This window comes from Roseibium sp., from assembly GCF_965233565.1.
Lineage (GTDB): Bacteria > Pseudomonadota > Alphaproteobacteria > Rhizobiales > Stappiaceae > Roseibium.
In genome coordinates this window covers 5,143,377-5,163,462 of sequence record NZ_OZ247494.1, presented here as the reverse complement: position 1 = coordinate 5,163,462, position 20,086 = coordinate 5,143,377, and the positions used below count along the sequence as shown (strand labels likewise).

General features: G+C 59.6%; 20 protein-coding genes. 8 read left to right on the top strand and 12 right to left on the bottom strand.

Going from position 1 to position 20,086, the window contains the following annotated elements:
• Window positions 1–4: 4 nt before the first annotated feature.
• From ACO6TG_RS23505 to ACO6TG_RS23495, 3 genes are all read right to left on the bottom strand, one after another.
• Window positions 5–1,171, bottom strand: coding sequence for an MFS transporter (locus ACO6TG_RS23505; protein ID WP_422375410.1), 1,167 nt, complete (start codon window positions 1,169–1,171; stop codon window positions 5–7).
• An 84-nt stretch (window positions 1,172–1,255) separates the two neighbouring features.
• On the bottom strand, window positions 1,256–1,918 hold the full coding sequence (locus ACO6TG_RS23500; protein ID WP_422375409.1) for a class I SAM-dependent methyltransferase: 663 nt from the start codon (window positions 1,916–1,918) through the stop codon (window positions 1,256–1,258).
• Window positions 1,919–2,068: 150 nt separating this feature from the next.
• Window positions 2,069–2,215, bottom strand: a complete 147-nt coding sequence (locus tag ACO6TG_RS23495; RefSeq protein ID WP_422375408.1) for a hypothetical protein — start codon at window positions 2,213–2,215, stop codon at window positions 2,069–2,071.
• Between the two features lie 84 nt (window positions 2,216–2,299).
• Between ACO6TG_RS23495 and ACO6TG_RS23490 the strand changes: the two genes are divergently transcribed.
• Window positions 2,300–3,217: a LysR family transcriptional regulator gene (locus ACO6TG_RS23490; RefSeq protein ID WP_422375407.1), complete on the top strand. Its 918-nt coding sequence runs from the start codon at window positions 2,300–2,302 to the stop codon at window positions 3,215–3,217.
• A gap of 85 nt (window positions 3,218–3,302) precedes the next feature.
• Here ACO6TG_RS23490 and ACO6TG_RS23485 read toward each other — a convergent pair whose 3' ends face one another.
• The 4 genes from ACO6TG_RS23485 to ACO6TG_RS23470 form a co-directional block, all read right to left on the bottom strand.
• Window positions 3,303–4,334 carry a hypothetical protein gene (locus ACO6TG_RS23485; protein WP_422375406.1) on the bottom strand — a complete coding sequence of 344 codons (1,032 nt, stop codon included), beginning with the start codon at window positions 4,332–4,334 and terminating at the stop codon, window positions 3,303–3,305.
• 117 nt (window positions 4,335–4,451) lie between these two features.
• Window positions 4,452–5,585: a serine hydrolase domain-containing protein gene (locus ACO6TG_RS23480; protein WP_422375405.1), complete on the bottom strand. Its 1,134-nt coding sequence runs from the start codon at window positions 5,583–5,585 to the stop codon at window positions 4,452–4,454.
• Window positions 5,586–5,802: 217 nt separating this feature from the next.
• Window positions 5,803–6,141 carry a hypothetical protein gene (locus ACO6TG_RS23475; protein WP_422375404.1) on the bottom strand — a complete coding sequence of 113 codons (339 nt, stop codon included), beginning with the start codon at window positions 6,139–6,141 and terminating at the stop codon, window positions 5,803–5,805.
• A 153-nt stretch (window positions 6,142–6,294) separates the two neighbouring features.
• Window positions 6,295–7,203: an alpha/beta hydrolase gene (locus ACO6TG_RS23470; RefSeq protein ID WP_422375403.1), complete on the bottom strand. Its 909-nt coding sequence runs from the start codon at window positions 7,201–7,203 to the stop codon at window positions 6,295–6,297.
• 378 nt (window positions 7,204–7,581) lie between these two features.
• On the opposite strand from ACO6TG_RS23470, the gene ACO6TG_RS23465 reads away from it, so the two are divergent.
• From ACO6TG_RS23465 to ACO6TG_RS23450, 4 genes are all read left to right on the top strand, one after another.
• Window positions 7,582–8,286, top strand: coding sequence for a ParA family protein (locus ACO6TG_RS23465; RefSeq protein WP_094069778.1), 705 nt, complete (start codon window positions 7,582–7,584; stop codon window positions 8,284–8,286).
• Window positions 8,287–8,859: 573 nt separating this feature from the next.
• Window positions 8,860–9,816, top strand: a complete 957-nt coding sequence (locus ACO6TG_RS23460; protein WP_422375402.1) for an HlyD family secretion protein — start codon at window positions 8,860–8,862, stop codon at window positions 9,814–9,816.
• On the top strand, window positions 9,813–10,751 hold the full coding sequence (locus tag ACO6TG_RS23455) for an ABC transporter ATP-binding protein (protein WP_422375401.1): 939 nt from the start codon (window positions 9,813–9,815) through the stop codon (window positions 10,749–10,751). The genes ACO6TG_RS23460 and ACO6TG_RS23455 overlap by 4 nt, the downstream gene beginning before the upstream one ends.
• The gene (locus ACO6TG_RS23450) at window positions 10,748–11,896 is read left to right on the top strand and encodes an ABC transporter permease (RefSeq protein WP_422375400.1); all 1,149 of its coding nucleotides are present in this window, start codon (window positions 10,748–10,750) and stop codon (window positions 11,894–11,896) included. Before ACO6TG_RS23455 ends, ACO6TG_RS23450 begins: the two co-directional genes overlap by 4 nt.
• 192 nt (window positions 11,897–12,088) lie before the next feature.
• Here the strand turns inward: ACO6TG_RS23450 and ACO6TG_RS23445 are convergent, their stop codons facing one another.
• Together ACO6TG_RS23445 and ACO6TG_RS23440 are read right to left on the bottom strand one after the other, a co-directional pair.
• Window positions 12,089–13,009: a DMT family transporter gene (locus tag ACO6TG_RS23445; RefSeq protein ID WP_422375399.1), complete on the bottom strand. Its 921-nt coding sequence runs from the start codon at window positions 13,007–13,009 to the stop codon at window positions 12,089–12,091.
• A 222-nt stretch (window positions 13,010–13,231) separates the two neighbouring features.
• Window positions 13,232–13,564 carry a hypothetical protein gene (locus ACO6TG_RS23440; RefSeq protein WP_157738628.1) on the bottom strand — a complete coding sequence of 111 codons (333 nt, stop codon included), beginning with the start codon at window positions 13,562–13,564 and terminating at the stop codon, window positions 13,232–13,234.
• 343 nt (window positions 13,565–13,907) lie between these two features.
• Between ACO6TG_RS23440 and minC the strand changes: the two genes are divergently transcribed.
• The 3 genes from minC to minE are packed head-to-tail and all read left to right on the top strand — an operon-like array spanning window position 13,908 to window position 15,862.
• Entirely contained in the window at window positions 13,908–14,726 is an 819-nt protein-coding gene (gene minC / locus ACO6TG_RS23435; RefSeq protein ID WP_422375398.1) for a septum site-determining protein MinC, read from the top strand.
• Between the two features lie 57 nt (window positions 14,727–14,783).
• Entirely contained in the window at window positions 14,784–15,605 is an 822-nt protein-coding gene (gene minD, locus ACO6TG_RS23430) for a septum site-determining protein MinD (RefSeq protein ID WP_094069772.1), read from the top strand.
• Window positions 15,602–15,862: a cell division topological specificity factor MinE gene (gene minE / locus ACO6TG_RS23425; protein ID WP_094069771.1), complete on the top strand. Its 261-nt coding sequence runs from the start codon at window positions 15,602–15,604 to the stop codon at window positions 15,860–15,862. The genes minD and minE overlap by 4 nt, the downstream gene beginning before the upstream one ends.
• Before the next feature lie 54 nt (window positions 15,863–15,916).
• Here minE and ACO6TG_RS23420 read toward each other — a convergent pair whose 3' ends face one another.
• From ACO6TG_RS23420 to ACO6TG_RS23410, 3 genes are all read right to left on the bottom strand, one after another.
• Window positions 15,917–17,182: a diguanylate cyclase domain-containing protein gene (locus ACO6TG_RS23420; protein ID WP_422375397.1), complete on the bottom strand. Its 1,266-nt coding sequence runs from the start codon at window positions 17,180–17,182 to the stop codon at window positions 15,917–15,919.
• A 494-nt stretch (window positions 17,183–17,676) separates the two neighbouring features.
• Window positions 17,677–18,957 carry an MFS transporter gene (locus tag ACO6TG_RS23415; protein ID WP_422375396.1) on the bottom strand — a complete coding sequence of 427 codons (1,281 nt, stop codon included), beginning with the start codon at window positions 18,955–18,957 and terminating at the stop codon, window positions 17,677–17,679.
• Between the two features lie 187 nt (window positions 18,958–19,144).
• Window positions 19,145–19,990 carry a metal-dependent phosphohydrolase gene (locus ACO6TG_RS23410; RefSeq protein ID WP_422375395.1) on the bottom strand — a complete coding sequence of 282 codons (846 nt, stop codon included), beginning with the start codon at window positions 19,988–19,990 and terminating at the stop codon, window positions 19,145–19,147.
• Between the last annotated feature and the right edge of the window lie 96 nt (window positions 19,991–20,086).

Below are 20,086 nucleotides of genomic sequence, written 5' to 3'. Positions count from 1 at the left end.
AGGTTCAGGCCCGGCGAAAGGTTACCAGGCCAAGCAGCGCCATGGCGGCTGCCAGGCCCAGCAGCACGGCCCTGGCATCGTCGCCGGCGGCAAACACGGCCACAATCAGCCCTGCCAGGGGCTGCGAGAGGTTGTTGAGGCAGATGATGGCGCCAGTGGTCTTTCCGAACTCCTCCGGTGGAATGATCTCCTTGCGCAAGGTTCGCACATAGATGTTGAACATCTTGTCGAAACCCGCAATCAGCAGAAAACCCAGGGCATAGACAAGCGGATGCGCCCCGACACCGGTCAGGACAGCGCCAATGCAGATCAGGGCATAGGCGGTCAGACCCAGCGTCCTGAGCCCCAGATGCACATGTGCGGTCAAGGTGAGAACGGCCAGCGTTGCCAGGGCACCGCCCACCTGCAGCCAGGCATAGACCTGTTCGCTCTGGGCGAAGAAACCGGTCACCATTGCTGCAGCCGTCGCAAGGGTCGCCCCGATGATCAGATTGACACCGGCGGCCTGCTGGATGGCCTGCATCAGGCCAGGCAGACGCCAGATCAGGGACAGTGCGTGTTTCAGGTCCGCAACCGGGTGACGTTTTTCTGCATTGCCGGGCGCTGCCTGCATGCGTGCCTGTCCGGGCCAGAGCATGAAGGCCAGGTCGGCCAGCAGGAACAGCACCGTTGCCAGCACGACAACAGCTTCCCAGGGCCAGAACGCCATCAGATAGGCAGCGGTAAGCGGACCCAGCACAACGCCCATCTGCGAGGCGAGCTGGCCGTAGCTTGCCACTTTTTCAAAGCGCTGGTCGGTAAAGGCCCGGACAAGGACCATCTCCAGCGCCAGCATGCCCTGGGTGGTCAGAATACCGACGACGGCGGACAGGCCGATCAGCCACCAGACGCCGCCAAAGAGGATCTGCCCGGTTATGCCGATAATGCAGGCCACGGCCCTCAGGACCCGGCTGATCCTGAGCAGGAGGATCGGCGAGATCCGGTCACAGAGGATGCCGGCAACCGGAAAGGTCAGGTAGCGCGGCAAGGTCTCGAAGAAAAAGGCCAAGCCCGACCAGGCAACGTTGCCGGTGATCTGAAAAATCACCAGCGGCACAAGGAACAACAGGATCTGGTCGGCCAGAACCGTGAGGAACATGGACGCGAAAAACGCGCGGTCGCGGACAAGCATGGAGGCGCTTTCAGGAAAAGCGTTTTAGGTGGGATCTAACTCGTAGCATCCCACCTGCTGCACCGCAACCGTCAGCTGCACCTGTCAGGCTTTTCGGGCAACCACAAACCGGCTGTAAGGCTCCGGGTAGGTACCTGTCTCGATGATCTCGAAGCCGGCATCCGCTGTCATGGTCTCCAGCGCGTCGAAGGAGAACATGCGTACATAGGGCGCCTTGCCGAAGAGCTGCATCACCTTGATCATCGGTCCGAACAGCCAGGCCTTCCGCTTCAGGCAAACAGTCTTGGAAATGTAGAGACCGCCCGGTTTCAGGAGATCTCGCACACGGGCCAGCAGGTCTTCCGGGTTTTCGACCAGATGCAGGAAATTGTAGGCCAGGATTGCATCGTATTTCGCACCGCCCGGCAGCTCAACCTCTTCGCTGAAACCGTCGGCCACGGCGAACCGCAGGCCCTGCGGCGCTTCGCCGGCTGCCTTGCCGGCTGCCAGCTTTTCATCGGCAATATCGATCATGCCCTTGGCGAAATCCGTTGCCAGATAGGATTTCACTTTGCCGGCCAGAAGCAGTGCCGTCGACCCGGTGCCACAGCCCAGTTCCAGAACGGTGTCATTCGGGCCGAGGTGCTCGATTGTGCGCGCCAGGGTCTTTTCATAAGCTTCCTGGTCCTTGATCGGGGAAGCTGCGTATTTGCGGGCAGCCCTGTCCCAGAACCGGGTCGAAAAGCCGCCTTCGTTTGTCAGTGTCATTGTCATCTCTGATCTCGCGGATAGCGTTTTTTTCAAGAGGCGCACCTGAGCATCCCGCTCACCACCGGACGCATGACTGTAACACCGGGGACATACGTGTCCCCGGCCGTTGATTTGTCATCTGGCCGTAAATACCTGATCCAGGATGGTCTATTTCTTCTGTCCGGGCCCGCCGCGCAGGCCGACCTTTTGCAGAATGTCACGACCGATGTCACGGCCTCCCGTCGGAGACGCCATGAACTCCAGGATCGAAAGAACGAAATTTGCCAACTGGATCATCAACGAGGACGAGGTCATTGGCGCCTCCTTTCCCGATCACAGTAGCTTCTTCGCAAAGGCATGGAAATTGCGGAAATTTGCGTAGTTGATATACATATTTGCATGAACTGGCAGACGATCACCTTTGACTGGAACCAGGCCCGCGCCTTTCTCGTAACGGCCGAAGAAGGCTCCTTGTCGGCAGCCGCCCGAGCCCTCAATCTGACCCAGCCCACCTTGAGCCGTCAGGTCGCGGCCCTGGAAGAAACCCTCGGTGTGACCCTGTTCGAACGCGTCGCGAAGTCGTTGATCCTGACCGATGCGGGGCTGGAACTGGTCGAACATGTGCGGGCGATGGGAGAAGCGGCCAGCCGCGTGTCACTGGCTGCCTCCGGCAAGGCGCAGCAGGTCGAGGGCCTTGTGACAGTGTCGACCACAGACCTGACGGCCGCGCATATCCTGCCCGACATCTTAAGGGACCTGCGCGACCTGGCGCCCGGCATCGAGGTCAAGCTGCTGTGCACCAACAGTCTCAGCGACCTGCGCCGCCGGGAAGCCGATATCGCCATTCGCCACGTCTCTCCCGACCACCCGGATCTTTACGCCCGCAAGCTGCGCGACGCGCCTGCGCGTATCTATGGCGCCCGGTCCTATGTCGAACAATTCGGCCGGCCGCTGGCCCTGGAAGATGCCAAGAGCCTCGACTTTGTCGGCTATGACAATAATGAGGAACTGGTCGGCTACCTGCGCGCGTTCGGGCTGGATGTCAGCGAAGGTAACATCCGGCTGGGCTCTCCCAACGGGGTGGTCGCCTGGGAGCTTGTCCGACAGGGCTTTGGCCTGTCGATCATGGCCGACGAAATCGCCGAGCGGTTCCCGGAAATCGTGCCGGCCTTTGCCGGCGTCAAGCCGGTCACGTTCCCGATCTGGCTGGTGACGCACCGCGAACTCCACACCAGCCGACGCATTCGCGTGGTGTTCGATCATCTGGCGGAGGGGCTGCTCAGGCTCAGGCCGACCGGCAAGTTCGGCCCTTCGTAAGAGAGCTGCTTGTCGTCAGGGAAAGCCTGGCATTCTGGCGCCCCCAGTCGCAAGGTTGTGCAAGCCCGGCGATGGCTCCTGACCGTCAGCGCCCTTTCAAGGGCTTCCGGTTCTGCAAGCCGTTCCAGATCGAACCAAAGACCGACATATCGGATGAAGTGCGCACGCCGAAATAAAGCACAACCAATCGTTTTTCCGGCACCATGAATATCCAGCGCGTTCCGCCCCCCATGGTCATGACCATCGGTCCCCGGATTTGCTGACGCCGCCTGGTATGTAAATTGATGCGATGACCGATGACCGATTTCTGTGTGGTAACCAGATCCGTTTCGAGCACTAGCTCCCAAAGACCCAATGGCAGGAAGGGATCCTTTTGAGACCCGTTGCGCAAGAGAAAGGCTGACACTTTCAGCCAGTCATTTGGGGAGGCCAATAGGCAACACGCGAAGGAGGCGTCATTTCTGCCCCCTTCGACGCCGGTCCATCGCACCTCACCGGCTTCGGCAGGTTGCCAGATTTTCTCCTGGAGCAGCTGTTCCAGCGGCTGCCCGTAAAGATGTACCAACAAACGGCCAAGAACCGCCGTCACATCCTTCCGGCCCTTCTCGCGAGCCGATCGACCTCCATCGTCCGGCAAAGCGCGGTTCGCCCCCATTGGCGGCACATTCGCCGCGCCGCGTGAACTCAGGAGAGTACGAAGGTCTTTATGTTCAAAATCGGCGTCTCCGAAACCCGCTCCGTAAGTGGCGAGCATGTCTTCAAGAGATCCAATTCGGCCTTCTGCAACTGCTCTCAACACCAGCGCAGAGACAAGGAGTTCGGTCAACTGATCGGAAGGGACAGGTGTGTGTGCATTGAATCCATCCTTGAATTTCGCGCGTTCAATTATCCCGTCCCGATAGACAATCAAAGCCTGATCCGTCTTTGGCCTGAACAGTCCCTCGGCAGTAGCAACGAGTGATGTCCGAGCGGGTCCGGACACGGTTGACGGCTTACGTTCGGTTGCTTGAAGCAGACCGCCGCCTCGTGCTCCGGAGTTCAGGTCCGACGCGTTTGCACGATGAGAAGCAGCCGTCGACAAGGCCAGCACCAGGCTGACAATCATCAAATTCTTCATACGTTTGCCCGTTCTGTCTCACCTGCCTGCAGGGTGGGCGCAGAAGACGGCCGGAACATGTGCCAGATCGAACTCTGCGGACGATTGCTGACACGAACGTGCCGTATGGCTCGGGTATCAGTTCCCGGAAGGAAGACTGTTCCAGGCCGAATAGAGCGTTGAGTGAAGCAGCGAGTGCCGGTCGCCGAAGCGGACAACGACCAAATCCTTGGCGGGCATCATGTAAACGATCTGCCCGCCCTGCCCCATCATGTAGGAAAAGCTGCCTTGCAACGCTTCGCCCTTGCGGTCGAGGATGTTGTGGCGGATATGCGTCCCATAAGCCCCCGTGGTGCGGGCCTTCGGCGAAAGTCCGGTGCCGAAATAGAGGTTCCAGAGCTCTTCCGACAGGAAAGGGCGCTCCGGGGTTCCGTTTTGCGCCAGAAATCTGCCCACCTTGAGCCAGTCGCTCGCAGTGGCATAGAGGCAGCAATAGGCGGTGACGCTCCCCTCCTCGCCGTGGCGCAGCCAGTCTGCCCGGGCAGCTCCTGCTGGCAGCCAGACACGCTCGACAAGAAGATGATCAAGCGGCCTGCCATGGACCTTTTCAAGAAGATGCCCCAACACGGCCGTGTTGACATTCTGATAGGCAAACTGCCCGGCCCGGTCGGAGCGGACCTGCAATTCGTCCTCAACCGACGCCAGGCCTCCTGCATGCAGCCGCGCCAGCCTGCCGAACGGATTGTACGTCACCAGCCGATCCTGCTTGTCGGCGCTTTCCTGTTCAAAATCGAGACCGCTGCGCATTTCCAGAAAGCTGCGCACGCTCTGCTGCCCGAAGCGCTCGGAACCGAAGTCCGGCAGGTAGGCGCTGACCGGATCGTCAAGGCTGGCAATCCTGCCCTCGGACACGGCCTGAAGGACAAGTGCGCCGACAACGCTCTTGATCAGCGAGTAAGAGTTGAAGCGCGTGTGCGGGCCATAGCCATCCGCATAGGTTTCCAGAACAATACGGTCACCGCGCAACACCAGAAGGGCATGGCTGTCGGCGTCCTCGAACAGGTCTTGTCCGCGCGTGTTCAGTGCTGCAAGGACCGGAGCGTAATGCAGCGGTTCCGGTTGGCCCGAGATCGTTTCAAACGACCCGAGCGCCGGCCAGACCGCCCGCGGATAGGCCGCCTGCAGCGGCTCAAACAGGCCACTGGCATAGGCCACCGCCAAGCCACCCAGGCCAGCGCTGGCAGTCAGAAGCAGGGCTTTCAAAAATCGCATGGTCTTTGTTGTTCGCCAAAGGCCCATCAAGGCAAAGGAACGTGTCGACAAAAGGACCAATTCCTTAATTAGCAGACTGAAGCTTGAGACCGGATGTGACCATCAGCGTTCCGCACAAGCTCGCGTCTTGACTGATAAAACAGCCAAGGGTTTTCGAACATGAAGAGGGCCAGCCGAATATCGCTTACGTCTCACCAGCCGAGACAACAGCCGCCCGTCAACTCTCGCCAGCGTTCACCTTTTCCAATACCTCCTGTGGCAAGCCGGCGAGCTTCTTTCTGACGACAAACAGCATGACCGCGCTCAGGACCGACAGCAGGATGTAGAGCACGCCAACCCCGGCGCTTACATAGCCAGCGCCCGTCACCAGCCACTCGGGAATAAAGCTCAGGGTCGAGGCGATATCAGAAGCATGGGTGATCAGCAAATAGCCGATCACACCGTTGCCGAGGCCGGTCAGAAGGTGGCTGATCGACTTCCTGCGCAGGTTGGACAGTTTTTCATTAAGACTGGTTCCGGCCGACTGATCAGCAGGTCTATGGTCCTCGAAGGTCATCAACTCTTTCCATCAAATTTGGGCAAGCCCTTCAACTGGGCTTAGAACCAGAAAATCAATGGACCGAAATAGAGAGCAGAAACAGGCCCGGGACAATGGTTGTGCAGCACAAAGCAGCCAAATGCTGACAGGTTGATGGCAGGACTTTCAGGTTCACCCCAGCATCCAGTTTAAGACGAGCCGCCAGTCGGTCATGCGGATCGGAGTGCCGTGGGTGCCGGTGTCGAACAGCGTGAACCTGATCGGGTAGTTGGGCGCGCGGTTCTTGATCTGCTTATAGAAATTTGCCTGATCTTCCCAGTTGTAGACACGGTCGAGCGTGCCCTGGCCCATATAGATCGGCACATTGCGGCGAAGGCCGCTGGAATTGAGGAAATTCGGATCCTTGGGGGAGCCGAGCAGCATGATGCCGTTGATCAGGCTGGCGTAATTGCCGTTCTTGACCAGGTTCCAGCAGATGATGCCGCCCATGGACCCGCAGGCCACCACCACCTTGGCGCCAGGCGAGAGCTGCTTCTGATACTGGATCAGCGCCGCGACATCCGCCGTGCCGGACTTGCCGAAATTCTTGATGTCGACGGTCAGATACGCACCGCCATTGCGGACCATCAGGTTCTGGATGCGATTGAAATTGCCGCCGAAGGAAACGTCGTTCATGCCCTGGAAGCGGTTGCCGCCCTGGCCATGGATATAGATGACGATGGCTTTTGCCCCGCCCTTCCACTTGCCGGTGCCCATATAATTGATGGTGCGGCCATTGGCCTGCAATTCACCGCTGCCCCGGCTGCGCTTCGGTTTGTAGGAGACGTAATTGCCATAGACCCTGCGCTCGTCGACCTCGTCGCGGTCGCGAAGGTCCCGCTGCTTTGAGTATTCCACCACCAGGAAATCGCCGCCATAAAGCGTCTCGTGGATTTTCTTGTAGCGAAACAGCCGGTCCTTGTAAGGCTTCAGCGCCTCGGCCTGCGCCAGGCCGGCGCCTCCGCCAACTGCAATGACGGCGCCGAGCAGCAGGGCACCGAGGGCCTGTGCGTGGCGGGCCTTGATGATCCTGTGCAGCATGGGACGTCCTTTGTTCGGCAAATCACGCGGTCGGCCCTACCCTAAGCATCGCCCCTAAGGCTTTCAATCGGCTGCAGATCAAAAACCACTGCTGATCCTTGACCCCAGCGAACCTGCTTTTTCAGATGCCAGGGCTACGGTTAAGCCAGACGTCTGCCTCCATGTCACTGAACATATTCAGATGTCACCGTTCACCCCTGCAAATTGTACCAAGAAAAACTGCGCGTTTTATCCACAAGGTCGGCCGGGCACTGAATAACGTTGATGCAAAATGCGAATTTAAGAATTTGGTAACCATAAAAATCCAAGAGTGACAGAGAGATAAGTCCAAGAAGGACCCTCATTTAGACAATGCATGGCCAGGTCAGGAGAGCCAAGATGCCAGTCATTTCCTTCGCAAACGCAAAGGGCGGCGCCGGAAAGACCACCGCCGCACTGCTGCTGGCGACAGAAGTCGCGGCACGGGGAAAACGTGTCACCATCTTTGATGCGGATCCGCAAAAATGGATCTCCAAGTGGGCCGAGCTTCCCAGGACCTGCCCGGGCATCAGCGTTGTCAGCGAAGTGTCGCCGGCCTCGATCACCGAACAGGTCACCTACGCGGCCGAGCATTCCGACTACGTGATCGTCGATCTGGAAGGCACGGAAAACCTGATCGTTGCCAACGCGCTCTCGGTATCGGACCTGGTGGTGGTGCCGATCCAGGGGTCCTCGATGGACGCCCGCGGCGGCGCCAAGATCCTCTCCCTGATCAAGAAGCTGGAAAAGATCGTCCGGCACGACATCAAGCACTGCGTGGTGCTGACCCGCACCAATGCGGCCGTGACCACCCGCGCCATGAAGGCCGTGCAGGACTTCCTGTCCGCGCAGAACATCGATGTCCTGATGACCCCGATCGTCGAACGGGCCGCCTTCCGCGACATGATGGAATTCGGCGGAGGCCTCGCCGATCTCGATCCGAAACTTGTCAGCGGCGTCGCCAAGGCCCGCGAAAACGCCGGGCTCTATGCCGCCGAACTTCTGGAGCGGGCCATCACCGTGCCGAAAAAGCGCTGGTACAACATCTTCAAGCGGGCAAGCTGATACCAAGAGTTCTGCAATCCCAAAGAGCCGGGCCCATCCCGGTTCGGCTTTTTGAAAACGCCCAGCTCGTCATTCCGGACAAGTGCAGTAAAGCTGCACGCCGATCCGGAACCCGGCATCTCAGCGCGAGCAATAGCGAGCACAAAATCTGTTAGGTATCCGGCATTCCAAATAAGGACGCAGCTGCGGCGCGAATTAAGCGCTGGTTTCCGGAACTGGCCATGCAGCTGCGCTGCACACCGTCCGGAATGACGGGCTGAGGGCTTGTCAGCGGTCTGAACCGGACCCTGCCCCGCTTAATTCCTTCCTTAAAACTCTTACCCTCGGCTTCATCCCGAAGGGCCACCACGGCCGCATCAAAGTGGATCTGCCGCACACTCGGGAGCAAGTTGCCGATCCTGCGAGACGGCGCAGACGCGCTTCCTCTGGATGAAGACTGTCGCTGTCGCTTACTCTGCTTGGGTGGAGCCCGGTAGCGGCCAAGCGGATGGCCCTCACTTAGAAGTCGCGCTAAGGTCTGGTTACGACTCAGCCGGGTTGTCCCATCAGCCGCCGACTTTACCGGAGGATGCCATGTCTTCACCCCTCTCCCGCCTTGCCGCTTCCGGTCTCGCCTGCCTGTTTCTTGCTGCGTGTTTTGGCGAGGACGGCAATGTGGCGCTCGGCAATCTCGAGCGGGACAGGGTGGCGTTGACGGCAACTGCAAGCGAGGTGTTGATCGCCCTGCCTGTTCCCCAGGGAACATTTGTCGAAAAAGGCACCGTCTTGGCGCAGCTCGACCCGGCCGAACAGCAGGCCGTCGTCAACCAGGCACGCGCGGAAGTGCAAAAGGCAAAGGCCAACCTTCTGAAACTGGAAAACGGCTCCCGAGAAGAAGATATCGCCAAGGCCCGCGCCAGCGTTGCCGGCGCCAAGGCCGAACTGGTCGACGCGGAAGCCAGCTTCAAGCGCTACCAGGACCTGACAGAGCGCGGCACCACCAGCCAGGCACAATTCGACAGTGCCCGGGCGAGCCGGGATGCGGCGCTGGCCAGCCTGGAAAGCTCCGAACAGCAGCTGAAGGAACTGGTCATCGGCACGCGCCCAGAGGACCTGGACATCGCCCGGGCGGAACTGGCTGCTGCCGAAGCAAGCCTTGCCACGCAGGAAAAGGTGCTGCAGGACCTCACGATAACAGCGTCCCGCGACGGCGTACTCGACAACCTGCCCTGGAACCTCGGTGAGCGGGTCACGGTCGGCAGCCCCGTTGCCGTCATGCTGGCAGGCGAAGCGCCCTATGCCAGGGTCTATGTGCCCGAACCGCACAGGGTGAAGATCAATGAAGGCGACAGACTTCAGGTGAAGGTGGACGGGCTGGACAAGCCCATCGAGGGTTCCGTGCGCTGGATCAGTTCCGAGCCGTCTTTCACACCCTATTACGCCCTCAACCAGTCCGAACGGGCGCGGTTGATGTATGTGGCAGAGGTCCAGCTGCCGGACAGCGCCAAGGATCTGCCCAATGGCGTTCCGGCCCAGGTTGTGCTGCCGTGACGAAGCCGGAGAGCGACATTGTCGTGCGGGCCGAGGGCCTGGTGAAAAGCTTCAGGGGCTTCCGCGCCGTCGATGGCCTGGATCTTACCATCGAGCGCGGCATGATCTACGGCTTTCTCGGCCCCAATGGCTGCGGCAAGACCACCGCCATGCGCATGCTGACGGGCTTGCTGACACCAACCGAGGGCACGGTGGAGGTGCTGGGCCTGTCTGTCCCAAAGGATGCGGAGACCCTGAAATACCGGATCGGCTACATGACCCAGGCCTTCTCGCTCTATGGTGACCTGACAGTCCGGGAAAATCTCGATTTCATGGCGACGATCTACGGCCTTTCTTCCAAAAAGCGCAAACAGCGCATCGGCGAGGTCATGGAGCGCTATGAGCTGAGCGACCTGGGCAACCGCTTTGCCGGCAAGATGAGTGGCGGTCAACGGCAGCGCCTGGCGCTGGCGACTGCCGTCCTGCACGAGCCACAACTGCTCTTTCTGGACGAGCCGACCTCCGCCGTCGATCCGGAATCCCGCCGTCACTTCTGGGAACAGCTGTTCGACCTGGTTGATGGCGGCACATCGATCGTGGTCACGACCCATTTCATGGATGAAGCGGAACGCTGCCACAAGATCGCGATCCTGGAGGCCGGGCAGAAGCGGGCAGACGGCGCGCCGAAAGAGCTGATGGCCGGCATGGGCGCCAATGTGGTCGAAATCGAAGGACCGAACCTGCGCGACATCCGCAGGCACCTGCTCGGCACGAACGGCATCATGGCCGCGGCCCAGCTGGGTGCCAGGCTGCGCGTTCTGGTCAGGCAGGACGTTCCCGATCCGGCCGCTTTCCTAAAAGACCGGGCCGAAACAGACGGTGCGACACTGATCGAACAGGTCCGGCCGAACCTGGAAGATGTCTTCGTGACGGCAACGGGAGAAGGACGGCAATGATCAGATCCCTCTCTCGCATAGGTGCGATCTTCTCCAAGGAACTTGCCCAGCTGCGCCGGGACCGCATGACCTTCGGCATGGTCATCATGATCCCGCTGATCCAGCTGATCCTGTTTGGCTATGCCATCAACACGAATGTGCGCGACATTCCGGTCGCGGTTGTCGACCAGAGCCAGACCGGTCTCAGCCGTATCCTGATCCAGATCGTCGAGGCCACGACCGTGGTTGAGGTCACCGAACGCCTGAGTTCGGTGGAAGAGGCAGAGGAGGCAATCAAGGCGGCTCGGGTCCGGGCTGCGTTCATCCTGCCCCCGGACCTCTCCCAGCGCATTGCGCGTTCGCCATCCGTCGGGCTGGGCACACCGCCATCAACGGATGAGGAAACCAGCCGGCCGGTGGCGCAGTGGATCGTTGACGGCTCCGACACCATGATCGCCGGCGCAATCAAGTCCCTGCGCAGCATGCCGCTGTCGGAGCTCAATCGTCAGGCCCCCAACCGCTCGACGCCCACGTTCGAAGTCGCGCTGTTCTTCAATCCGGAACAGCGGACCGCCATCAACATCGTGCCAGGCCTTGTCGGCATCATCCTGACCATGACGATGATCATGTTCACCTCCGCCGCCATTGTCCGCGAGCGCGAGCGCGGCAACATGGAGATGCTGATCAACACACCGGTCAGGCCGATGGAGCTGATGATCGGCAAGATCATCCCCTATATCTTCATCGGGCTGTTGCAGACCGTCATTATCCTCGGCCTGGGGCATGTGCTCTTCAATGTGCCCTTCGGTGACAAGATGGTGGATCTCTTCATCGGCACCCTGCTCTTCATCGGGGCCAGCCTGTCGCTCGGCCTCGTGCTGTCGACCATTGCCCAGAGCCAGCTGCAGGCGACCCAGATGACGGTGTTCGTTCTGCTGCCGTCGATCCTGCTCTCCGGGTTCATGTTCCCCTACGAAGGCATGCCGCTCATCGCGCAATATATCGCCGAAGCGTTCCCGGCGACGCATTTCATGCGCATGATCCGCGGTTTCGTTCTTCGGGACGCGGGCCTTGTCGAACTGCACCGCGACGTCCTGTGGATGTGCGGTTTCTTCGTGCTGGGGCTGATCGTCGCCGCGCTCCGGTTCAAGAAGCGGCTGGACTGAGTTTTCAGGCCCGATCACTTTCCCAGAGCCTCATCCTGAGGAGGACCGCCAGGTCCGTCTCGAAGGATGGGCGGCTTGTTCCCGTCCGGTAAGTGGCCCCTCCTTCGAAACGCCGCTCACGCGGCTCCTCAGGATGAGGTTGATGGGTGTGGCAAAGACCCAAATGCAGACAAAACAAAGGCCTCACCCGCCCTATTTCGGTTGAGGGCCCGTGTCGAAGCGCGGGTTGGCGGTCTTGAGAACCGGCGTCTGTTCGGAAACATTCTCGCGGCTTTCGCGCCAGACGACAAAGATGCCCGAGGCGATGATCACCGCCGAGCCGATGCCCACATAAAGATCGGGCGTTTCGGAGAAGAACAGCATGCCAAAGAAAGTGGCCCAGAGGATCTGACTGTATTGCAGCGGTGCGACAACAGCGGCCGGAGCGGCCTTGTAGGCCGAGATCGTGCAGAACTGGGCGATCACCGACAAAAACCCGATCGCGGCCATCAGGCCAAGGTCCACCAGTTCGACCGGAACGTATACCGCCGGCAGGGTCATCGACATGGCCGCCATGGACAGGATCATCGGATAAAGGATCAGGACGGCCGGACGTTCCTTGCCGCCGAGCTTGCGCACCAGAATGGTCGACAGGGAATTGGCAAAGGCTGCTGTCAGCGCCGCCATATGGCCGAGAGAGAGCTCCGTCACGCCGGGACGTAAAACGATTAAAACGCCGATCAGACCGACAATAACGGCAGCCCAGCGTTGCGCCCGCACCGTCTCTCCCAGAAGCGGCACCGAGAGGGCCGTGATCAGAAGCGGCATGGCAAAGAGCAAGGCATAGACTTCGGCCAAGGGCAAAGCGGTGAAGGCATAGAAGCCACAGGACATGGCAATTATGGCAAGCCCGGCGCGCGCGACAACCAGCCAGGGGTGCTTGGGTCGGAAATTTGCCTCCGCCTTGTCCGCCATCATCATCATCATCATCGGCACGAAGGCGAACAGCATGGAAAAGAAGATGATCTGGAACACCGGATAGTCGGACCCAAGCGCCTTGATCAGGGCATCATGGGTGGAAAACAGGGCAAACGCGATGAGCGCTGCGGCAAGTCCCTTGAGCGTTGCTGACATGGCAAGGCCTATTGTTCGGGTTCAGATCGAGCCCGCCGCAAAAACGGACTTCATGATGAGGGAAAAGGCGCCCCGTGGCCGTCCCACGCCTAACGCCGGAGGCCAGCGGATAAATGACCCGGGAACCTAGTTAGCAGACTTTTCCGGTTCACCAAAGAGGCACGATGGCTCTTCGATCTGTGCGCAAGAGCTTCAGCTCACATCTGTCGTGCAATCCGGTCCTTACACAAACACCCGTGCAAGCGCCGCCACGGCAAGTGCGGTCGCGGCCCGTTTCGGACCGGCAAATCCCGCTGCGGCCTGGCCGGGCACCATCAGGTTGACCCGGTTGAGATCAGCAGCTTCCAGATGATCGAGATCGGCCGACTTGGCGGCCTCTTCGGCTGCAATGCGGACTTCATCGAGCATGCGGACCAGACCCTGCCAGATATGGATCGGCGGCGCCTCATCCGTGCTGCACCAGCGAACAATATCAGATTCAGGAACGTTCAAAGCCATGGCTGCCTCGGCCGGCTTCAAACCAAGATATCCCATCACATCACTGAAATTACTCATATAAATCCCCAAAGACGCAGAGCGCCCCGACTACCCGAGGCTCAATACTGCACTGCAATATGGCGAAAATCCAGCACTTTACGGAATCTGAGTTAACTTGTGCACCGGCAAACAATTTCCGACCGGTTCGTCAGCCGGCAAACACAAGCATGGCCTTGGCAAGACTGCCATGCTTTGTCTCCGTCCCTGACCAAAAACACTTGGGCAATCCACCAATTATCTGAAAAACCTAGTGAAAATTGATATCGGTGGAAAACGACGGGCTGCCCAATTGTGCGGTACGGTTAATGATAGGTTTATTCAAGCAAATCACTTTGACCGCTGACGCCGCCGGACCTCTTTGATGAAGTTCAAGGGAAAATCCTTCATTGCCATCGTTCTGAGCCCGGAACCGCCTTTCACGGGGTGGCTTCAGGAGATCGACCGCATCATTGCGCGCTCGCCGGGCTTTTTTATCGACCGACCGATCATTCTCGACGTGCGCGGCAGCAAGATCCCGATCGAAGAACTCGAGAAGCTGCTGGAGGAACTGGGCAACCGGTCGATCCGGGTCATGGGCATTGACGGTGTTGCCGGCACGCGGTTGAAACCCGGGATGCCGCCAAGTTTTTCCGGTGGCCGGCTGGCGTCCGACATCGACGTGCCGACGCCGACAGAAGCAAAATCGGAACACGAAGAGACCGCCGCGGCGCAGACAGCCAAGGCATCCGAGACCGGTGAGAGTGTGTCTGAAGGTGAGGCTGAACCGCCCGCGCCCAAAGGCACGAAAGCCGGCGGCAACGGCACGCCGGACACTCCCGAAAAACCGGCCGCGCCCGCCAGTATTGCCAGCGGATCGTCGATCGTCATCACCGAACCGGTGCGGTCCGGACAGAGCATCCTGCACCCGGACGGGGACGTCACCGTGATCGGTTCGGTCAGCTCGGGTGCGGAAGTGATCGCCGGCGGATCAATCCATGTCTACGGCGCACTGCGCGGCCGGGCACTCGCCGGCGTGTCCGGCAAGGACTGCGCACGCATTTTCTGCTCCAAACTGGATGCGGAGCTGGTGTCCATCAACGGCCTCTACAAGGTCGCTGACGATTTCGAGAGCACCTTTCGCAACGCGCCTGCGCAGATCCGTTTCGAAAACGAGACCCTGGTCTTTGAAGAACTGAACTAACCCCGGTTCTCGCCGCCTCCGGGCGACGGGTCCGACAACAAAAACAGGACGAACACCATGAGCAACGCCACTGTCGTTGTGGTCACGTCGGGCAAGGGCGGAGTGGGCAAGACCACGACCACCGCCGCCATCGCCTCGGCGCTTGCCAAAGAGGGCTACCAGGTCTGTGCCATCGACTTTGATGTCGGCTTGCGCAATCTGGACCTGATCATGGGTGCCGAGCGCCGGGTCGTGTTCGATCTCGTCAATGTGGTCCGCGGCGAAGCCTCGATCAAGCAGGCCCTGGTGCGCGACAAGAAGCTGAACAACCTCTATCTGCTGCCCGCCTCCCAGACACGGGACAAGGATGCGCTGACGGAAGAAGGCGTTGCCAGTGTCATCAGCGAGCTGCGCATGTATTTCGACTACGTGATCTGCGACAGCCCGGCTGGCATCGAGCGCGGTGCCACTCTTGCCATGCGTCATGCCGACGAAGCCATTATCGTTTCCAACCCGGAAGTCTCGTCGGTGCGCGACTGTGACCGCATCATCGGGCTGCTCGATGCCAAGACCAAGATCGCCGAAGACGGCGGCCGCATGCCCAAGCACCTGATGATCACGCGCTACGACACGGAACGCGCCAAGACCGGCGACATGCTGGCCACCGATGATGTAGTCGACATCCTGTCCGTGCCGCTGATCGGCGTGGTGCCGGAAAGCAAGGACGTGCTGAAAGCCTCCAACGTCGGCCTGCCGATCACTCTGTCGGACGAAAACTCGCCGGCGGCCAAGGCCTACACCGAAGCCACAAGACGGCTCCTGGGCGAGAACATTCCGGTCACTATCCCGGAAGAGAAGAAAAGCCTCTTCGGCAAGATCTTCAAAGGGAGGGCCGCATGAACCTCCTGAGCCTCTTTGGCAAAAGGGGCGAAAGCGCCTCCGTTGCCAAGAACCGGCTGCAAATACTCCTGGCGCATGAACGGGCCGATGACGGCTCCGACGCGGTTCTGATTTCCAGCCTGCGGGAAGACATTCTCGCTGTTGTCGCCAAGAGGGTCGAAATCGATCCCGATTCCGTGCGTCTCGAAATGGACCGCTCCGGCGATGTCACCACGCTCGGCATCGACATCGAGCTGCCCTCCGCCCGGGCGTCCTGATAGACAGACTATGAGACCGGTCGCCCTGCGGCCGGTCTTTACCGAGCCGCCAAATCAGGCGTGCTTGGTGTCCGACTGGATCGGCACATGCCGGAAGTCGAGCAGATCCGCCGAATAGACGGCCACCTGCCCCCTCCCCCGCCGCTTAGCTGAATAGAGCGCAACATCGGCCTGTCGGAGCAGTTCGAGGGGATTGTCCGAGAACGCAATTCCGACACTCGCACCGAAGGAATAGGTGGCGCCGTCCAGATTGATCGGCCGGCTCAACTGTTCCACGATGACTCGCCCGGCCGACAGCACCCGCTCCCGCTTGGCGCGACCAAAGACGATGACAAACTCGTCACCCCCGAGGCGAATGACCGTGTCATCCGCATTGGCCAGGTCCCGAAGGGCTTCGGCAACATATTGCAGAACCAGATCGCCTGTCTCGTGTCCGTACGTGTCGTTGATGTCCTTGAAGCGGTCAAGGTCGACATAGAGCAGTGCATGTCCGTCTGGCAGGGGCCGCTGCTCCAGAAGCCCCGCAATCCTTTCGTCAAGCATGCGACGATTTCCAAGGCCCGTCAGAGGGTCGCTCCTGGCCTGGTTTGCCAGCATCTCGCGTGTTTTCTCCGCTTCAAGCTTCGCGGCTTCCAGCTGGTGCACAGTCTCGCTGGCCCGCCGGAAAAACAGACGCGCGGCCAGAAACATGCCGCCAAAGACCAGCAGAACACCCGCCCCCAAGAGCGGCAGGATGCGATGACCGGCCAGCGTGGGATTCCAGACAAAAAACCCAAGCGTCAGCCCTCCGATAGACCGAATTTCGAAGCCGGCCTGCCAGAGATTTGGCGGGTCTTCCGTCAGTTTCAGCCCCGGCAAGCCGTATTTGCCGGACAATTCGGAAAGTGTTTCGTCACCGATCGGCTGGGCAAAGACCAGCACATGATCCGTGCTGGTCTCGTTTTCCTCGTCGTATCCGGTGATCAGCACGGCGCTTGCCAGATACAGCATCGCGATATCACCGATCAGGCCGGTCGCCGGTTTCGGCGCCTTGTTTTTTTCCGTCTCGCGGGCTTTGGCAACCAGCTCTCCCAAAGACGATCCGTAGCGGGCCTGTAAATCGGCGTCGCGAACTATGTCCTTGACGACATGAAGCGTCGGCATGCCCGCACCGTCGATGACATGAACGCCTTCGATCTGCAGTTCGGCCTGCATGTAGTCCACGAAAGTTTCGCGCACCCAACCCATATTGACGTCGGGTACAAGATTCTCGACGGAGTCGTTCCAGTAGCCATATTCCAGCGTGATGTCGGACAGATGCTCGGTTCTGTCGCCAAACATGGCGGAAAGATCTTCTCGGAGGAATCGATGGAATTGCGGTCAAGCGTGTAAGAGAGAAACGATACGAAGACCATGAGGCTGATTGCGCTGATCAGAATCGTGGCCCAGAACGGGCGCGACAGGCGCCTGATCTCAAACGTTTCTGATTTTCCAGTGCCCGAGTGGCGGGCAGGTGGCGAACCGTGTCTGACGGGTTCGTGGCGCACGCGAGCTTCCACCCCTTGGTTGCAGAACAACGAACTTTCGCATTCGTGAATTTAGCTCAATCTTATTGAGCAAACACTCTTCATTCAATTAATAAAACCCTTGAGACAACAAATACTTAGGAAGCATCGTTAAATAACCTCACCCCTCTCTCTGCACTTAGTTACAAATCGCGATATAAGTTATTTAATCGTCTAAATATTCATCGATAAAAGTGTCATGTTCACCGCATCGCCGATGAAACTCTCCTTCCAGCAGAAGATGCGGCGTTCGTCTGAAAACGGCATACGTCAGGTTGAGGATTGCTTCTTTCCAATCAGTTTCGGCAACCGCCAGATGACGGGAAGCGACACAAGAGTGGCTGCGATCATGTAGTAGACCGGCGCATAGTCGTCGCCCGTCCGGCTGACGAGATAGGTGGCCACCATTGGCGTGGTGCCGCCGAAGATGGCGAGGCAAAAATTGTAACCGAGCGCAACGACGCTGCAGCGCAGGTGGTCAGGCGCCATAAGGGTGAGCGCTGTGATGGACAAGGCCCATCCGGCGGTGCTGGCCAGGGTCAGGCCGAACTGTCCCAGAAAGATCAGGCCAACAGAATTGCCGTGCATCAACCACCAGCACGGCCCTGCAAGAACCAGTGTGGCAATTGCACCGGCTAGAAAAACCGGGCGGAGACCGAACCGGTCTGCCGCCCAGCCGCAGACCGGCACAAACAAGGCCATGATGATCAGGTTGATCGTGGTGATATCGAGTGCGTCGGACGATGAAAAACCCGGTTCGCTGCCAAGATAGGAAACGGCGTAGACATAAATCACGAAATAGATGACCGAGGTCGGGATCAGAAGCAACACCATTTGCAGGATCAGGCCGAAATGGTCCCTGAGACTCAGCCAGATCGGCGACGGTTTGGAGGCCTCATCCGCCGCGACGACTGTTTCGGTCAGGTGGCGGCGCAGGATCGCGCTGAAAACCGCGACCAGCGCACCGATCAGGAAAGGCAATCGCCAACCCCAGTCCGTCATCTGCTCGCTGCTCAGAACCGAGCTGAAGGCTGCCGGAACCGCCGACCCAAGGACGCACCCCCACATCATGGCAAAAGCCACCCAGGCACCTGTCAGCGCCTTTCGGCCCGGACGCGCCTGCTCCACCAGCAGGACACCGGAAGCCGTGTATTCGCCAGCCACAGAGATGCCCTGAACGATGCGGATGGCCACCAGCAGAAGCGCCGCGGTGACGCCAATCTGGTCATAGGTCGGCAAGACCGCGATGGCGAGCGAGCCCGCGCCCATCAGAAGCACGGAAATCATCAACGCCGTCTTGCGACCGATACGGTCGCCGATATGACCGAAGATCACGCTGCCGATCGGCCGTGCTGCATACCCCACGGCAAGGACGGCGAAGGCGGAAAGGAGCGAGGCCAACTTGTCCTCTGAGGGAAAAAACAGTGCCGCCAGTGTCGGCGCCAGAAAGCCGTAAACCGTGAAGTCGTACCATTCCAGGACATTGCCGCTGGCAGCGGCCACAATGGATTTTGGCTTCAGTTTGGTGACTGGTTCCGACGTCGCCGACACTTGGCAATTTCCCTCAATCCAAAGCTGTATAACGGGATCAACTATCCCTTTTGACGGCATCCTATGGCGATGCGTCCAGCACGGCTACCGGAATTGCATGACAAAACGGACGGGATCGGAGGAAGCACCACAACACTTTGTTGTTGATGCCGTCATACCGCAATTTGCGGCGACCGGTTCGGCGGGCCTACCGTTGCGGCCCCAGCAGTGCCATATCGCGTTCGGCGAGAAACAGGTTGGAATAGAGATTTGCGATCCACTGACGGCCGGAGGCCGTGACCTTCAGATACTGGATCGCCTTCTGGATATAGGGGGCGACGCTGTTCCAGTAGAATTGCGGGTAGCGATGTACCAGATCGGCCGGCGTATCATAGCCCAGTTGCCGGTTGAGGCCGGCTTCCTCGAATTCGAAATAGAGCGCATTGGCCTTGCGGATGTAATGGGGATCGCCCAGCTGTCCGATGAAATCCGCGGCCCGGACCAGATTGGCATCCTCGCACAATGCCTCGTCTGCGTCCGGGATCGTGCTGGGGAACCGCGACCCCTCAATCGCGTTGGCGACGCGCTGTGGATCGAGAAGTCCGGTGCCGGTCAGGCGCTCAAACACATAGAGTTTGGAGCGGTCGACATGATAGGGCGTCAGCGCGGCATCAGAGGCCCCGCGCGGCAGCTTCACCGTCTCTCCAACCTCATTGATCACGTATCCATCCGGCGTATCCTCCGGCAGTATGCCGCGCACATAGCCGATGTCGTGGGTCAGGCAGGCGACGATGACATGGGCATAGTCTTCCGGCGCCATGTGTGTGTGCAGCGCCCTGCCCCGCAGGATGTCGTGGCCGGCCATGGTGACCAGCATGGTGTGCTCGATATTGTGGTAAAGCGCATCGCTGTTGCCGATGCATTCCATGGCAATGCGGGCAAGTGAGGGGACAAGTTCGGCCAGCTCCGGCTCCGACTTGCCAAAGCGCCGCTGCACATAGGCGGTCAGAAAATCGCCCAGTGCGTCGGCCGCAAGTTCCGGCAAGGTGATCATGATACGGCCCGTCCCAGACTGGTTGTTCACAAGGCTAGATTGGCCCCTGATTTGGCACCCTTGCGGAACGTGATGTCAAGTTCGTGAAAAACCGAA

What these genes read in the sequence shown, in the direction of transcription:
- minC (WP_422375398.1), top strand. Translation starts at nt 13,908, where the DNA reads ATGAAGTTCAAGGGAAAATCCTTCATTGCCATCGTTCTGAGCCCGGAA.
- ACO6TG_RS23500 (WP_422375409.1), bottom strand. Translation starts at nt 1,918, where the DNA reads ATGACACTGACAAACGAAGGCGGCTTTTCGACCCGGTTCTGGGACAGG.
- ACO6TG_RS23505 (WP_422375410.1), bottom strand. Translation starts at nt 1,171, where the DNA reads ATGCTTGTCCGCGACCGCGCGTTTTTCGCGTCCATGTTCCTCACGGTT.
- ACO6TG_RS23485 (WP_422375406.1), bottom strand. Translation starts at nt 4,334, where the DNA reads ATGAAGAATTTGATGATTGTCAGCCTGGTGCTGGCCTTGTCGACGGCT.
- ACO6TG_RS23495 (WP_422375408.1), bottom strand. Translation starts at nt 2,215, where the DNA reads ATGACCTCGTCCTCGTTGATGATCCAGTTGGCAAATTTCGTTCTTTCG.
- ACO6TG_RS23440 (WP_157738628.1), bottom strand. Translation starts at nt 13,564, where the DNA reads ATGAGTAATTTCAGTGATGTGATGGGATATCTTGGTTTGAAGCCGGCC.
- ACO6TG_RS23445 (WP_422375399.1), bottom strand. Translation starts at nt 13,009, where the DNA reads ATGTCAGCAACGCTCAAGGGACTTGCCGCAGCGCTCATCGCGTTTGCC.
- ACO6TG_RS23475 (WP_422375404.1), bottom strand. Translation starts at nt 6,141, where the DNA reads ATGACCTTCGAGGACCATAGACCTGCTGATCAGTCGGCCGGAACCAGT.
- minE (WP_094069771.1), top strand. Translation starts at nt 15,602, where the DNA reads ATGAACCTCCTGAGCCTCTTTGGCAAAAGGGGCGAAAGCGCCTCCGTT.
- ACO6TG_RS23480 (WP_422375405.1), bottom strand. Translation starts at nt 5,585, where the DNA reads ATGCGATTTTTGAAAGCCCTGCTTCTGACTGCCAGCGCTGGCCTGGGT.
- ACO6TG_RS23470 (WP_422375403.1), bottom strand. Translation starts at nt 7,203, where the DNA reads ATGCTGCACAGGATCATCAAGGCCCGCCACGCACAGGCCCTCGGTGCC.
- ACO6TG_RS23465 (WP_094069778.1), top strand. Translation starts at nt 7,582, where the DNA reads ATGCCAGTCATTTCCTTCGCAAACGCAAAGGGCGGCGCCGGAAAGACC.
- ACO6TG_RS23420 (WP_422375397.1), bottom strand. Translation starts at nt 17,182, where the DNA reads ATGTTTGGCGACAGAACCGAGCATCTGTCCGACATCACGCTGGAATAT.
- ACO6TG_RS23450 (WP_422375400.1), top strand. Translation starts at nt 10,748, where the DNA reads ATGATCAGATCCCTCTCTCGCATAGGTGCGATCTTCTCCAAGGAACTT.
- minD (WP_094069772.1), top strand. Translation starts at nt 14,784, where the DNA reads ATGAGCAACGCCACTGTCGTTGTGGTCACGTCGGGCAAGGGCGGAGTG.
- ACO6TG_RS23460 (WP_422375402.1), top strand. Translation starts at nt 8,860, where the DNA reads ATGTCTTCACCCCTCTCCCGCCTTGCCGCTTCCGGTCTCGCCTGCCTG.
- ACO6TG_RS23410 (WP_422375395.1), bottom strand. Translation starts at nt 19,990, where the DNA reads ATGATCACCTTGCCGGAACTTGCGGCCGACGCACTGGGCGATTTTCTG.
- ACO6TG_RS23490 (WP_422375407.1), top strand. Translation starts at nt 2,300, where the DNA reads ATGAACTGGCAGACGATCACCTTTGACTGGAACCAGGCCCGCGCCTTT.